This window comes from Xanthobacter tagetidis (assembly GCF_003667445.1).
Lineage (GTDB): Bacteria > Pseudomonadota > Alphaproteobacteria > Rhizobiales > Xanthobacteraceae > Xanthobacter > Xanthobacter tagetidis.
The window spans coordinates 227,860-240,399 of the sequence record NZ_RCTF01000005.1 but is presented as its reverse complement, the minus strand read 5'-3'; the positions used below and the strand labels follow the sequence as shown (position 1 = coordinate 240,399).

General features: G+C 69.9%; 12 protein-coding genes. 1 reads left to right on the top strand and 11 read right to left on the bottom strand.

Features of this window, described 5'->3' with window-relative positions; all coding sequences use genetic code 11:
- The first annotated feature begins 195 nt into the window (after positions 1 to 195).
- On the top strand, positions 196 to 1,131 hold the full coding sequence (locus D9R14_RS08570; protein ID WP_170168554.1) for a DMT family transporter: 936 nt from the start codon (positions 196 to 198) through the stop codon (positions 1,129 to 1,131).
- A gap of 21 nt (positions 1,132 to 1,152) precedes the next feature.
- Here D9R14_RS08570 and D9R14_RS08565 read toward each other — a convergent pair whose 3' ends face one another.
- The 11 genes from D9R14_RS08565 to D9R14_RS08515 all read right to left on the bottom strand — a co-directional run bounded on the left by D9R14_RS08565 (position 1,153) and on the right by D9R14_RS08515 (position 12,315).
- The gene (locus tag D9R14_RS08565) at positions 1,153 to 3,141 is read right to left on the bottom strand and encodes a MacB family efflux pump subunit (RefSeq protein ID WP_121622904.1); all 1,989 of its coding nucleotides are present in this window, start codon (positions 3,139 to 3,141) and stop codon (positions 1,153 to 1,155) included.
- Positions 3,138 to 4,271 (bottom strand): efflux RND transporter periplasmic adaptor subunit, encoded by a 1,134-nt coding sequence (locus D9R14_RS08560; RefSeq protein ID WP_245420648.1) that lies wholly within the window; start codon positions 4,269 to 4,271, stop codon positions 3,138 to 3,140. The genes D9R14_RS08565 and D9R14_RS08560 overlap by 4 nt, the downstream gene beginning before the upstream one ends.
- 364 nt (positions 4,272 to 4,635) lie before the next feature.
- Positions 4,636 to 4,827: a hypothetical protein gene (locus D9R14_RS08555; RefSeq protein ID WP_121622902.1), complete on the bottom strand. Its 192-nt coding sequence runs from the start codon at positions 4,825 to 4,827 to the stop codon at positions 4,636 to 4,638.
- 102 nt (positions 4,828 to 4,929) lie between these two features.
- Entirely contained in the window at positions 4,930 to 5,979 is a 1,050-nt protein-coding gene (locus D9R14_RS08550) for a sulfate/molybdate ABC transporter ATP-binding protein (RefSeq protein ID WP_121622901.1), read from the bottom strand.
- Complete coding sequence (cysW, locus tag D9R14_RS08545) at positions 5,976 to 6,890, bottom strand: sulfate ABC transporter permease subunit CysW (protein WP_121622900.1); 915 nt, start codon at positions 6,888 to 6,890, stop codon at positions 5,976 to 5,978. Before cysW ends, D9R14_RS08550 begins: the two co-directional genes overlap by 4 nt.
- Positions 6,887 to 7,744, bottom strand: coding sequence for a sulfate ABC transporter permease subunit CysT (gene cysT, locus D9R14_RS08540; protein WP_121622899.1), 858 nt, complete (start codon positions 7,742 to 7,744; stop codon positions 6,887 to 6,889). Before cysT ends, cysW begins: the two co-directional genes overlap by 4 nt.
- Before the next feature lie 160 nt (positions 7,745 to 7,904).
- A complete protein-coding gene (locus tag D9R14_RS08535; RefSeq protein WP_121622898.1) occupies positions 7,905 to 8,918 on the bottom strand; it encodes a sulfate ABC transporter substrate-binding protein in 1,014 nt (337 codons plus the stop codon).
- A gap of 184 nt (positions 8,919 to 9,102) precedes the next feature.
- Positions 9,103 to 9,813: a phosphoadenylyl-sulfate reductase gene (locus D9R14_RS08530; protein ID WP_121622897.1), complete on the bottom strand. Its 711-nt coding sequence runs from the start codon at positions 9,811 to 9,813 to the stop codon at positions 9,103 to 9,105.
- On the bottom strand, positions 9,810 to 10,325 hold the full coding sequence (locus D9R14_RS08525) for a DUF934 domain-containing protein (protein ID WP_121622896.1): 516 nt from the start codon (positions 10,323 to 10,325) through the stop codon (positions 9,810 to 9,812). The genes D9R14_RS08530 and D9R14_RS08525 overlap by 4 nt, the downstream gene beginning before the upstream one ends.
- Positions 10,312 to 11,964, bottom strand: coding sequence for a nitrite/sulfite reductase (locus tag D9R14_RS08520; RefSeq protein WP_121622895.1), 1,653 nt, complete (start codon positions 11,962 to 11,964; stop codon positions 10,312 to 10,314). Before D9R14_RS08520 ends, D9R14_RS08525 begins: the two co-directional genes overlap by 14 nt.
- A 27-nt stretch (positions 11,965 to 11,991) precedes the next feature.
- Positions 11,992 to 12,315, bottom strand: a complete 324-nt coding sequence (locus D9R14_RS08515) for a DUF2849 domain-containing protein (protein WP_121622894.1) — start codon at positions 12,313 to 12,315, stop codon at positions 11,992 to 11,994.
- Positions 12,316 to 12,540: the final 225 nt, after the last annotated feature.

Sequence of the window (12,540 nt, the reverse complement as noted above, 5' to 3'; positions counted from 1 at the left end):
GGTGCGTCGTGCCGGCCCTTGCCGATCTTTTCACGTTTCCGCTTTAGGTTGGAGGCCATGGCGCGCCGCTCCGGCGCCCGCGTCCCGCCCCTGGCGGTGTTTCCCGAGTTCCAGCGGCCCCATGCGCTCCCGAGCGACCCATCCGATCCCGCACCCGCCATCCCGCGTCCCGCTCACGGCAGGGGAGGCTCGGCCATGAGTGCGGCATCCAACGTGCGCGGCATGGTGGCCATGATCGCGTCGATGGTGATGTTCATCACCAACGACACGCTTCTGAAGGTCGCCCTGCACGATGTGCCGCTGAGCCAGGCGCTGGCGCTGCGCTCGCTGTTCGCCGCCCTGCTGCTGCTGGCCCTGGTGGCGCAGGCGGGCCAGCTCGGGCTGGTGCTGCATGCGTTCCGGCCGCGCGTGCTGGCGCGCTCGGGCCTCGATACGCTGACCACCTTCCTCTATGTGGGCGCGCTGGCGGTGATGCCGATCGCCTCCACCACCACCATCTACCTCTCCACGCCGTTGATCACGGTGGCGCTCGCGGTGCCGCTGCTCGGCGAGCGGGTGAGCGTGTCGCAATGGTGCGCCGTCGCGGTCGGCTTCGCCGGCGCGGTGATCGTCATGCGGCCGGACCCTGAGACGTTCCAGCTGGTGGCGCTGCTGCCTTTGGTGGCGGCGCTGAGCGGCTCGCTGCGCGACATCGTCACCCGCAATATCGGCATGGAGATTCCCGGCGCGGTGGTGGGCGTGTCCACCACGCTCGTGCTCGGGCTCGCCTGCGCGCTGTGCGCGCCGTTCGAGCCGTGGCGGCTGCCCTCCGCGCTGGTGGTCGGCCAGCTCGCGGTGTCGGCGCTGACCTTCGCGCTCGGCACGCTGCTTCTGGTCTATGCCTTCCGCAACGCGCCGGTGAGCGTGGTCTCGCCGCTGCGCTACGTCCTGGTGTTCGGCGCCATCGTCTCCGGCTTCGTGGTGTTCGGGGAGCTGCCGGACGGCTGGGCCTGGATCGGCATCGTGCTGGTGGTGGGCGCTGGGCTCTATTCCATCCAGGCGGAGCATCGGCGCAGCCGCCGCGCGCGCCGCGAGGGGGCGGCCGGCGCGCCGGCGCATCCCACCGTCGCGCTCGCCGCGCCGAAGGACTGAGGCCCGCTCACTCGAACCGCGTCACTCGGAGGCGAGCGCCACCACCGGGTCGAGGCCGGCCGCCTTGCGCGCCGGCAGGTAGCCGAACACGAGGCCGGTCAGGACCGCGCAGCCGAAGGCGAGCAGCGCCGGCCCCGCCGCATAGGCGACCGTCGCGCCGAGATATTCCAGCCCCCACGTCACGCCGATGCCGAGCGCCACGCCGACGAGTCCGCCGACGCCGCACACCACCAGCGCCTCGGTGTTGAACTGCAGCATGATGTTGGAGCGCCGCGCCCCGGTCGCCATGCGGATGCCGATCTCGCGCGTGCGCTCGGTGACGCTCACCAGCATGATGTTCATCACGCCGATCCCGCCGACGATGAGCGAGATGGCGGCGACCGAGGCGAGCAGGGTGGTCAGCGTGTCCGCCGAGGCGGTGGCCATGTCCAGCATGGAGGAGGTGTTGCGGATCTGGAAATCGTCCGCCCGGTGGCGGCGTCGCAGCAGCGAGGTGATCTCGGCCTGCGTCTCGTCGATGCGGGCGGTGTCCTCCACCGCGATGGTGATGGAGTTGAGATAGCGCCGTCCGAACACGCGGATGAAGCCGGTGGAGAGCGGCATCAGCGCGATGTCGTCCTGGTCGGAGCCGAAGGCGTTGGCCCCGCGCGGCGCCAGCACGCCCAGCACCTGGAACGGCACGTTGCGCACCAGCACGTAGCGCCCCACCGGGTTCTGTCCCGGGAACAGCACCTTCGCCACCGTGGTGCCGATCACCATCACCGGCGCATAGGCGTCGTAGTCGGCCTGCGTGAACATGGCGCCGGACTGCATGGCCCAGTCGCGCGCCGCGGTGTAGCCCGGCCCCGCGCCCTGCACCATGGTGGCGTAGTCGATGTTGCCGACCCTCAGCGTGGCGGTGGTGTAGCGCTCGGGCGAGACCGCGACGACGTTGCCGATCTCCTCCGCGATGGCGGCGGCATCCTCCGCCTGGAGCGAGGCGTTGGCGCCGGTGGTGCGCACCCCCGGGGCGCCGGGGCGGACGATCAGCAGGTTCGTGCCCATGGAGGCGATGCGGCCGAGGATGTCCTGCTTGGATCCTTCGCCGATGGCCATCATGGCGATCACCGCCGCCACCCCGATCACCACGCCGAGCAGGGTCAGCGCGGTGCGGAAGGCATTGGCCGCCATGGAGCGCCAGGCCATCTTCACCGCCTCGGTGAGGTCGGAGAAGAACGGGTTGTGGGCCTTCAGGTCCAGGTGCTCGGCGCCGAAGGTGGAGGCGCGCGGGGCCGGCGCCTTCTGGCGCTCGTCGGCGACGATGCGCCCGTCCTGGATGCGCACGACGCGCTCGGCGTGGGCCGCCACCTCCTTGTCGTGGGTGATGAGGATGACGGTGCGCCCCTCGGCGTGCAGTTCGCCGAGCAGCGCCAGCATCATCTCGCCGGAATGGCTGTCGAGCGCGCCGGTGGGTTCGTCGGCCAGGATCACCGGCGCCTCGTTCATCAGCGCGCGGGCGATGGAGACGCGCTGCTGCTGGCCGCCGGAGAGCTGGGAGGGCTTGTGGCCGGCCCGCTCGCCGAGGCCGAGGCGGGCCAACAGCGCCTGCGCCCGTTCGCGACGCTCGGCCTTGGGCCGGCCGGCATAGATGGCGGGGATCTCCACATTCTCCTCCGCCGAGATGGCGGGCAGGAGATTGTAGCGCTGGAACACGAAGCCGAAGGTGCGCGAGCGCAGCGCCGCCAGCGCATCGGGCGTCAGGCTCGCCACGTCCCGGCCCAGCACCCGGTAGGTGCCGCGGGTGGGCCGGTCGAGGCAGCCGAGGATGTTCATGAGCGTCGACTTGCCGGAGCCCGACTGGCCCATTATGGCCACGTATTCGCCCGGCATGATGGTGAGCGAGACGTCGTCCAGCGCGTGCACCACGCTCTCGCCGGAAGGGTAGAGCTTGTCGACGCCGTCGAGGGCGATGAGCGGGGTGCCGCCGTCCGCCGGCGCGTCGGCCTCGAAGGCGGGCGCGGCGACACTCATCGCATCATTCCCGGCGGCGGCATCCGGAGGGTGGAGCGCGGTACGTCGGCGGTGGTCACCACCTCGTCGCCTTCCTTGAGGCCCTCGCGCACCTCCACATGGGTGCGGTTGGCAAGGCCCAGGCGCACGCGCTTCTCCACCACCGCACCGTCCTCCATCACCCGCACCATGGCGAGGCTGCGGTCCTCGCCCGAGCGACCGCGGGCCAGCGGGCGGGCGGCCGCGACCGGCACCACCAGCACGTCGCTGGCGCTGCCCAGGCGGAAGAACACCTGCGCGCTCATGGAGGTCATCAGCAGGCGCTCGGTGTTGGTCACGTCGATCAGCACGGAATAGAGCACCACGTCATTGATGGTCTCCGGCGTCGGCAGTATCTGCACCACCTTGGCGGTGAAGCGCCGGTCCGGCATGCCGAGGGTGGTGAAGTAGACCTCCATGCCCACCTTCACCTTGGGGATGTCCGCCTCCGCCACCTGCGCCTTCACCTGCATGGTGTCGAGGTCGGAGATGCGCAGGATCACCGGGGCGGTCATGTTGGCGTTCAGCGTGCCGCCCTCGCGCGCGTCGATCGATACCACGGTGCCGTCCATGGGCGCGAAGATCTTGGTGTAGCCGAGATTGGCGAGGTCGCCCTCCAGCGTCGCCTGGGTCTGCTTGATCTGCGCCTTGAGCGCGTCGACCTTGGCCTCGCCGATGCGCACGGTGGCGTCGGTGGCGTCCGCCGCGTCCTGGCTGCCGGACTTGGAGGCGAGCAGCTTCTGGGCCCGGTCGTTGCGCAGCCGGTCGAGATCGAGCTGCGCATTCTGCTGGGCGAGCTGGGCTTTCAGGTTGTCGAGCTGGGCCTCGTCGCCCAGGACGCGGGTCTGGTAGACGGTGGGGTCGATCTCGGCGAGCAGCAGGTCCTTCTTCACCTCGTCGCCGATCTCCACATGAATCTTGCGCAGCAGGCCGGAGACCTGGGTGCCCACGTCCACATAGGTCTTGGGCTGGACCACCGCGAGCGCCGTCACCTGCTGCTCGATGTCGCCGCGCACGACGCGCTGGGTCTGGAGAGCGGGGGCGGTGGCTGCCTCGCGGCCGCGGTTCCACCAATAGGCGCCGCCGAGGCCGAGCGCGCCGATGAGCGCCACGATGGCGGCGCGGCGCCAGAGAGGCCGCCTGCGGGGGGCGAAGGCGAGGCCGGCGCGCGCGCGGGATGGATCTGCGCGGGACGGGTCTGCGCGTGACGGATCGGGAGGGGGCGTCTGCAACATGGGTACCGCGCGAAAAGCGAGAGCCGAGAGGGCCAAAGTCTCGCCGCCACGCTCAAATTAGCCGTTCAGCGCCGATGACCGAAGTGAATTCGCGGTAACCTCGCGCGCGTCCCTGGCACGCATGCGGTTCGCCGCTTCCGCCAGCGCCTCGCCGCCAGCGTGGATGGCCCGGCTCGACCGGGACATGACGGTATTCTGCGGCGGCAGAAGGGCTTCGGCAGGGACGGCGGATGCCGGAGCGTCAGTCCGGCCGCGGGCGATAGGCGCCGGTCGCGGGGTCGCGTTCCAGGCGCGTCGCCGGCGCCTCGGGCGCGTCCTCGGCCGCGCGGCGGCGCGCCAGCGCCTCGTTCACGCGGCGGCTTTCGGACGCGATCACCTTCGCCAGAGCGGCGGCGCCGAGAACACCCAGAGCGGCGATGACGAGCGGCGGCACGGGACCTCTCCTCGAACCTCGATGCGACCGGCGGAACGGCCGGACACGCAAGCAGACCATGCCCCTATGGCGAAATCTGGTCCGCCCGGCGCGCCGATCCGGTCAGCCGTTCGCGGCGAAGACCTTGTAGGCGCGCGGCCTCAGGCCCACCACGGCGCCGGCCTCCAGCGCGAGGTCGAGCGGCACGGCCGCTTCCACCACCACCTTGCCGGAGCCGGCGGCGATCTCCACGTCGGCCCGGCGGGTGGGGCCGAAGGTGCGCAGCGAGAGCACGCGGCCGGAGAACGGCGCCTCGCCGGGCGGCGCGAGGTCCACATGGTGCGGCCGCGCCAGGATGCGCGCAGGGCCGTCCGGGACGCCGGCGGCGTCGAGGCCGAGCGGCTTGCCGTCATGGAACAGCACGCCGGCGCGCACCTCGCCGGGCAATGCCACGGTCTCGCCGATGAAATCGTGCACGAAGGCGGTGGCCGGCGCGTCATAGACCTCGGCGGGCGATCCCACCTGCTCGATCTTGCCGTGGCCCATCACCACCACGCGGTCGGCCAGCTCCAGCGCCTCCTCCTGGTCGTGGGTGACGAGGACGGAGGTGACGGGCAGTTCCTCGTGCAAATGGCGCAGCCAGCGGCGCAATTCCTTGCGCACCTTGGCGTCGAGCGCGCCGAACGGCTCGTCCAGCAGCAGCACGCGCGGCGAGATGGCGAGCGCGCGGGCGAGCGCCACGCGCTGGCGCTGGCCGCCGGAGAGCTGGGAGGGGTAGCGCTCGGCCAGCCAGTCGATCTGCACCAGCGAGAGCAGCGTGTTCACCTTCTCGCGGATCGCCGCCTCGGGCAGCCGGTCGGCCCCCTTGCGCACCCTCAGGCCGAAGGCGACGTTCTCGAACACGTTCATGTGCCGGAACAGGGCATAGTGCTGGAACACGAAGCCCACATTGCGCTCGCGCACCGAGCGCGCGAGCGCGTCCTCGCCGTCGAACCGCACTTCGCCGGCATCCGGCCATTCGAGCCCGGCGATGATGCGCAGAAGCGTCGTCTTGCCCGAGCCCGAGGGGCCGAGCAGCGCCACCAGTTCGCCCGAGCGGATATTGAGGCTCACATTGTCGAGCGCGGTGAACTTCTTGAAGCGCTTGGTGACGCCCGCGACCTCGATGGTCATGTGTCTTCCTCGGCGAGACGGTGTTCCAGGATGGTCTTCGCGACCAAAGTCACGAGGGCCAGGAGAGCGAGCAGCGAGGCCACCGCGAACGAGGCGGCGAACTGGTACTCGTTATAGAGGATCTCGATGTGCAGCGGCATGGTGTTGGTGAGCCCGCGCACATGGCCCGACACCACCGACACGGCGCCGAACTCGCCCATGGCGCGGGCGTTGCAGAGCAGCACCCCGTAGAGCAGCGCCCACTTCACGTTCGGCAGCGTCACCCGGAAGAAGGTGGAGAGCCCCGAGGCGCCGAGCGAGACCGCCGCCTCCTCCTCCGCCGTGCCCTGCTCCTGCATCAGCGGGATCAGCTCGCGGGCGACGAACGGGAAGGTGACGAAGATGGTGGCGAGCACGATGCCGGGCACGGCGAAGATGATCTTCACGTCCCACGCCGCGAGATATCCGGCGAACAGGCCCTGCGCGCCGAACAGCAGCACGAAGGCGAGGCCCGCCACCACCGGCGACACCGAGAACGGCAGGTCGATCAGGGTGATGAGCGTGCTCTTGCCGGGAAATTCGAACTTGGCGATCGCCCAGGCGGCCACCAGCCCGAACACGAGGTTCGCCACCACCGAGATGGCGGCCACCAGCAGCGTGAGGCGGATGGAGGCGAGCGCATCCGGGTTCGCGAGCGCCGAGACATAGGCCGCGGCGCCGCGCTTGAGCGCCTCGACGAACACCACCACCAGCGGCAGGCCGATGAACAGGCCGAGGAAGGCGAGCGCCACCAGGACCAGCGCGATGCGCACGGCGGCGGGCTCGGTGTGGACCGACTTGCCGGCGGCGCGGCGCTCGGCATCGGCGCGCGCGATGCCGGTGGGCAGGCCCTCGCTGGCGAGGACGTGGCCGGGGTGGAGGGCGTCGCTCATGCCTTGGCGCCCCGCGTCTCGGCCCAGCGCTGCAGGCGGTTGATGACGAACAGCAGCACGAACGAGGCCACCAGCATCACGCAGGCGATGGCGGTGGCGTCGGCGTAGCGGAATTCCTCCAGGCGGATGACGATCAGCAGCGGCGCGATCTCCGACACGCCCGGCAGGTTGCCGGCGATGAAGATGACCGAGCCGTATTCGCCGACCGCGCGGGCGAAGGCGAGCGCGAAGCCGGTGAGCAGCGCCGGCCAGACCGAGGGCAGCACCACGCGCCACAGCGCCTGCGGGCGCGAGGCGCCGAGGCTGGCGGCGGCCTCCTCCAGCTCGCGGTCCAGGTCGGCCAGCACCGGCTCCACGGTGCGCACCACGAACGGCAGGCCGATGAAGATGAGGGCGATGAGGATGCCCGCGGGCGTGAACGCCACCTCGATGCCGAGCGGCGCCAGCAAAGCGCCGATCCAGCCGTTCGGCGCATAGAGCGCGGTGAGCGCGATGCCGGCGACCGCCGTGGGCAGCGCGAAGGGGATGTCGATGAGCGCGTCCACCACCTTCTTGAACGGGAAGTCGTAGCGCACCAGCACCCACACGACGATGGCGCCGAACACGAGGTTCACCGCCGCCGCCGCCAGCGACAGGCCGAACGAGATCTGCAGCGCGTGCAGCGTGCGCGTGCTGGTGACGATGGCGATGAAGCGCTCCAGCGAGATTTCGCTGGTCTTGATGAACAGCGCCGAGAGCGGCAGCAGCACGATGAGGCCGAGCCAGGTCAGCGTCAGCCCCATGGTGATGCCGAACCCCGGCAGTACGCTCTGCGGGCGAAGGAAGCGGCGGCGGGGGGCGGCGATGGGGGTCATGAGCGGGTCTTGCATCGGCGTGAGAGGTGGCTGGCCCGCGCTATGGGCGCGTGCGCAGAAAGCGAGCGCGATCGCATCGCGAGCCGCCCCGGAGCGCAGAACCCCTCCCCCCTTGCGGGGAGGGGAGCCGCCTCATGCCATGCCATGATCGCACCGGCCGTCAGTTGGCATAGATCTGATCGAACACGCCGCCGTCGCCGAAGTGCGTCTTCTGCGCCTTCTGCCAGCCGCCGAACACCTGGTCGATGGTGAACAGATCGACCTTGGCGAACGTGTCCTTGTGCCGGGCGGCCACCTGCTCGTCGCGCGGACGGTAATAGTTCTTGGCGGCGATCTCCTGGCCGGCGGGGGTGTAGAGGAACTTCAGGTACGCTTCGGAGATGGCGCGCGTGCCCTTCTTCTCCACCACCTTGTCGACGACCGTCACGGGCGGCTCGGCGAGGATCGAGAGCGAAGGGGTGATGATGTCGAACTTGTCCGGGCCGAGCTCGTTCACCGAGAGATAGGCCTCGTTCTCCCACGCCAGCAGCACGTCGCCGATGCCGCGCTCGACGAAGGTGATGGTGGAGCCGCGGGCGCCGGTGTCGAGCACGGGCGCGTTCTTGAACAGCGCCTTGACGAAGTCCTTCGCCTTGGCCTCGTCGCCGCCGTTCTTCTTGAGCGCGTAGCCCCAGGCGGCGAGGTAGTTCCAGCGGGCGCCGCCGGAGGTCTTCGGGTTGGGCGTGACGATCTTGACGCCCGGCTTCACCAGGTCGTCCCAGTCCTTGATGTTCTTCGGGTTGCCCTTGCGCACCAGGAACACGATGGTCGAGGTGTAGGGCGCGGAATTCTCCGGCAGGCGCTTCTGCCAGTCCTTGGCGATGAGGCCCTTTTCGGCGATGGCGTCGATGTCGTAGGCGAGCGCCAGCGTCACCACGTCCGCCTCCAGGCCGTCGATCACCGAGCGCGCCTGCTTGCCCGAGCCGCCGTGCGACTGGTTGACCTTCAGCGTGTCGCCGGGGTGGGACTTCGCCCATTCGGCGGCGAATGCCTTGTTCACGTCCACATAAAGCTCGCGCGTGGGGTCGTAGGAGACGTTGAGCAGCGTCGTGTCGGCGGCCAAAGCGGTGCCGGCGGCCAGCGTGAGCGCGACGCCCGCGAACAGGGCGCTGAAGGGGGCGGAACGGTGGGTCATGGAACCTCCTGCGGAGCCTGCAACAGCCCCCAAAGTCATCCGATCGCGCAAACGATGGCACCCGTTTTCCGGAGGGTCAACGCATTTTTCTACAATATCGATAGATTTAAGTATGATAATGCCCGGACACAAAAAACCGGCGGACGGAACGGCCATCCGCCGGTCTGGAAACCGTTGCCGTGCTTCAGATTCCCTCGGCGATATGGATGCCGCACTCGGTTTTGGCGCGTCCGCGCCAGCGCCCGGCGCGCGGGTCCTCGCCGGGCATGACGCGGGTGGTGCAGGGCATGCAGCCGACCGAGGCGAAGCCGAAGGCCTCCAGCGGGTGCTTCGGCAGATCGTGGGCCGCCATGTAGCCTTCGAGGTCGGGCCGCGCCATGGCGGCGAGCGGGTTGAACTTCACCCGCGCGCCGTCCGCCTCCACCACCGGGATGTCGGTGCGCGTCGCCGCCTGGTAGCGCTTGCGGCCGTTGATCCAGGCGCCGTAGGGCGCGAGCGCGCGGGCCAGCGGCTCCACCTTGCGCAAGGCGCAGCAGGCGTCGGGATCGTCGGCCCACAGCGCGCTCTCGGGATCGCGCGCGGCAAGCTCCCGCGCCTCCGGCTGGAACGTGACGATGCCGGTGAGGCCGAGCCGGTCTGCCAGCGCGTCGCGGTAGGCGAGGGTCTCCGGGAACAGGTGGCCGGTGTCGAGGAACAGCACCGGCGTCGCCCGGTCCACCTGCGCAATCAGGTGCAGCAGCACCGCGGATTCCGTGCCGAAGGACGACACCGCCGCGACGCGTCCGGGGAATGCGTCCAGCGCCGCGGCGATGATCTCGGTCGGCGCCGCTGCCCGCAGCCGCGCGTCGAGCGCGGCGGCGTCGAGGCGCGGGCCGGCCGGATCGAATGCGTTCACTCGGCCGCCTCCAGCGTGCGGGCCGGCGCCGCCGACCTCAGGTCGCGCACCGTCGGGCGTCCATCGGCGGTGGGCTGATAGAACACCGAATAGCGCGCCAGCGCCGCCTTGAACGCGGCGGCGTCCGCGCCCTTCTCCAGCGCGAAGGCGTCGAAGCCCGAGCGCGCCATGAACAGCACCTGGTCCTGGAGCACGTTGCCGGTGGCGCGCACCTCGCCCCGGAAGCCATAGCGCTCGCGCAGCAGGCGCGCCTGGCTGAAGGCGCGGCCGTCGCGGAACTTGGGGAAGGCGAGCGCCACCAAAGCGAGGCGCGGCAGATGCGGCACGATGAGGCTGACGTCGGAGCTGTTCGGCCAGGCGACGCCCAGCGGGCCGCGATGGGCGGCGAGCGCCGGGTCGCCGGAGAGGAGCCGCGCGGCGGAGACGATCACCGCGCCGTCCGGCAGCGGTGCGTCGTCGGCGACGGTGACGAAGGGATCGGCCGTGACGGCGCCGGACTTAACGAGAGGCATAGGCGCGCTCCTTGAACGGGTCGAGGCCGAGGCGCTCGACGGCGGCGATGAAGGTCTCGGACGGGGACGTGCGCAGTTCGAGATAGGTGTCGACGATGCGCTCCACCGCGTCGACGATCTCGCTCTCCGGGATGGCCGGGCCGATCAGCTCGCCGAGGCGGGCCTTGAAGTTGCCCTTGCCGCCGAGGACGATCTGGAAGAATTCCTCGTCCTTCTTGTCCACCCCCAGGATGCCGATATGGCCGATATGGTGGTGGCCGCAGGCATTGATGCAGCCCGAGATGTTGAGGTGCAGCCGGCCGATCTCGGCGGCCCGCGCGCCATCCGCGAAACGCTCTGAGATGGCCTGCGCGATGGGGATGGAGCGGGTGTTGGCGAGCGAGCAATAATCGAGCCCGGGGCAGGAGATGATGTCGCTCACGAGGCCCACATTGGGGGTCGCGACGCCGATGGCGTCGAGCCGCCGCCACAGCTCCGGCAGGTCCTTCTGGCGCACGTGGGGGAAGGTGAGGTTCTGCTCGTGGGCGACCCGCACCTCGCCATAGGCGTAAAGCTCGGCAAGCTCCGCGATGGCGTCCATCTGGTCCGCCGTGGCATCGCCCGGCGGCCCGCCGATCGGCTTCAGCGACAAGGTGACGATGGCATGCCCGGGCGCCTTGTGGGGCGCCACCACATTGGCGTGCCAGAGGGCGAAGCCAGGGTCCTGGAGCGCCGCGGCGAGCGCGGCGGGGCCGTCCTCCAGCGCGTCGAACGCCGGGGTCGCGAAATGCGCGCGCACCTGGTCGATGGCCTCTTCGTCGAGCCGCAGGGTCCCCTCGCGGATCGCCTCCCACTCCGCCTCGACGCGGCGGGTGAATTCCTCAAGCCCGATCTCGTGCACCTGGATCTTGATGCGGGCCTTGTAGATGTTGTCGCGCCGGCCTTCGAGATTGTAGGTCCGCAGCACCGCTTCGAGATAGGAGAGCAGGTGCTGCTTCGGCAGGAAGTCGCGGATGGTCTTGCCGATGAAGGGCGAGCGGCCGAGCCCGCCGCCGACGATCACCTCGAAGCCGGTCTCGCCGTCCCGCCGATGCAGCCGCAGGCCGATGTCGTGCACCTTGATGGCGGCGCGGTCGTGCGTCGCCGCCGTGATGGCGATCTTGAACTTGCGCGGCAGGAAGGTGAATTCCGGGTGCAGCGTCGACCACTGGCGGATGATCTCCGCATAGAGGCGCGGGTCCTCGATCTCGTCCGGGGCGGCGCCGGCCCAGGGGTCGGTGGTGGTGTTGCGGATGCAGTTGCCCGAGGTCTGGATGCCGTGGATGCCCACCTTGGCGAGGTCGGCCATGGCGTCCGGCAGTTCCGCGAGCTTGATCCAGTTGAACTGGATGTTCTGGCGCGTGGTGAAGTGGCCATAGCCGCGGTCGTACTTGCGCGCCACGGCGGCAAGCGCGCGCAATTGGGTGGCCGACAGCGTGCCGTACGGGATGCACACCCGCAGCATGTAGGCATGAAGCTGGAGATAGACGCCGTTCATGAGGCGGAGCGGCTTGAACTCCTCCTCGTTCAGCGCGCCGGAGAGGCGCCGCGCCACCTGGCCGCGGAAGTCCTCGACCCGCTCGGCGAGGAAGGCGCGGTCGAACTCGTCATGCACATACATGGGGGAACCCGATCGGTTGCCGTGCGCTCAGAGCGCGGCGGGCTGGAAGGGCTGCGCGACGGTGGGGCCCGTGGCGCGGATGCGCTCGCGCAAAGTCGCGGGCTTCGGAACGCCGCCGTCGGAGAGCGCCACGGTGGCCGGATAGGCGCCCACGGCGGTGTCCTCGTCCGCATGGGCGATGTCGAGCAGGCGGTGGGCCGCGTCGGCGGTGGTCGCGACCTCCGCCTCGGCGAGGCGCTCGGTCCAGCGCCCGTCGCGGGCGAGCCAGACGGCCGCGCCGTCCGCGAGGCGATTGGCCGTCACCACGGTGGGGCCGGTGATCTTCAGCTTGCGCTGGAGAGGAGAGGTCATGCTGGCGGGCTCCCCGCTTCCGGCTGTTAACCACAGTTTGGAAGCGTTAAAACATCGTCGTGTCGTGGAATTTAAAATAAATCGCATCCATAATCTGCGCAATAAGAAAAATAACGCGATAAGTCGATGTGAATAGGGTGCCTCGGGACCTGCCGCACCTTGTGGCGCGGGCGCCCCTCGGGCAGCCTGCATGCCCGGCCTGCAGCGGTCGCAACGAATGGTCCA